Source organism: Streptomyces sp. (assembly GCF_050698815.1).
In the GTDB taxonomy this organism is placed as follows: Bacteria; Actinomycetota; Actinomycetes; order Streptomycetales; family Streptomycetaceae; genus Streptomyces.
The window spans coordinates 1-1,650 of record NZ_JBOHCV010000298.1 but is presented as its reverse complement, the minus strand read 5'-3'; the positions used below and the strand labels follow the sequence as shown (position 1 = coordinate 1,650).

Below are 1,650 nucleotides of genomic sequence, written 5' to 3'. Positions count from 1 at the left end.
TCGAAGGCGAGGAAGGGCACGAACTCGGCCCAGGCGTCCGACCACAGTTTCACGATTCCGGGGTACTTCTGCCCCCAAGCCTCGGTGAACTCCAGGAAGCGTTCCTCGGCGGCTTCCTGCGTGGGGGCGGTGTAGACCGGCTTGAGCGCCTTGGCGATCTTCTCCCAGTGCTGGCGGGCCGTAACGGAACGAGCCGCGCAGCAGGTGAATGACGCAGGTCTGCGTCAGGGCCTGGGGCCAGACCATGCCGATGGCGACGGGTAGACCCTTGAGCCCGTCGCACACGACCATGCACGCGTCCGCGACGCCGCGGTTCTTGATCTCGGTCAGCACCTGGAGCCAGTACTTCGCGCCCTCGCCGCCGTCGCCGGCCCACAGTCCGAGTATCTCGCGGGTGCCCTCGACAGTGACGGCAGGGCAACGTAGATAGGCCGGTTCGCTACGTGCCATCGCGAATCTTCACGTGCACGGCATCGATGAAGATCACCGGGTAGACCGGCCGGTTCTGCCACTCGTGCATGCCCTCGATCACGCTGTCGGTAATCGTGGAGATGGTGGTCTTGGACGCCTCGGCGCCGTAGACCTCGGCCAGGTGCGCGGAGATCTCCCCGTGCGTCAGTCCACGGGCAGACAGGGAGAGGACCATCTCATCCACTTCCGACAGGCGGCGCTGCCGCTTGCGCACCAGTTTCGGCTCGAAGCTGCCCGCCCGGTCTCGCGGCACGGCGACATCAACCGGCCCGACCTCGGTTGTGACGGTCTTGCTGCCGTGGCCGTTACGGGAGTTCCCCGACCCGGCTCCCGCCGGGTCGTGCTTGTCGTAGCCGAGATGATCGGTCATCTCGCTCATCTCGCCCTCCAGCGCGGACTCGATCACCGTCTTCGTCAGCTGCTGCAGCAGCCCGCCCTCACCGGTCAGCGCGATCCCCTCGGACCGGGCCCGGTCGATGAGCTGACCGACCAACTGGTCATCCACCGCCGGCCCCTCACGGACGACCCCGAACACAGGCCGTGCGGCGCTGATTGATCGTGTGGAGGTGAGGGACGTTCGCCGCCGTTCTGTCACAGCAGGGCGGTGAAGCGGGGGGCAGCCCGACCCGGGAGGTGCCGGGGAGGGTGGCAAGCGGCCCCGACGAAGCCGGGGCGTATCCACCTCAGGAGGCTCCGAGGGCTGCGCGGGCGGTGAGGCCGAGGCCGACGGTAAGGACGAGGCATGCGGTGAGTGCGGGGCCCCATCGGGTGAGTCGTGAGAGAGACCGTGAGTCGATGAGGCGGGACAAACGGCCGGATGCGGTGACCGTGTCACGGACCCGGACGAGCAGAAGGCCGGCGGCGGTGAGGGTGAGGGCCATGCCGAGTCCGTAGCCCAGGACAAGGAGTACGCCGAAGGCCGTACGTCCGAGAGCGAGGGCGCCGAGGAGGACGACGAGTGCGGAGGGGCTGGGTACGAGGCCGCCGGCGATGCCGACGCCGATGAGGCCGCGGCGCGTGTTGCGCCGGACGGGCGGGTGGCTGTGCCCATGCGGATGGCTGTGCTCATGTGAGTGGTCGTGCTCGGGTTCGGTGGCTGGCCGGGTGAGGGTGGCGACCGCGCCGTTCGGGGTGTCGTGCGGATGGGCGTGTGGTTGGGGGTGGGGATACCCATTGCCG

The 1,650-nt window shown here is 68.7% G+C and carries 2 pseudogenes; both read right to left on the bottom strand.

The features are described from left to right. A pseudogene (locus tag ACRDP3_RS10785) lies at positions 1–976 on the bottom strand (IS256 family transposase); the annotation flags it as partial. A 178-nt stretch (positions 977–1,154) separates the two neighbouring features. Then, positions 1,155–1,650: pseudogene (locus ACRDP3_RS10780) on the bottom strand (nickel transporter); the annotation flags it as partial.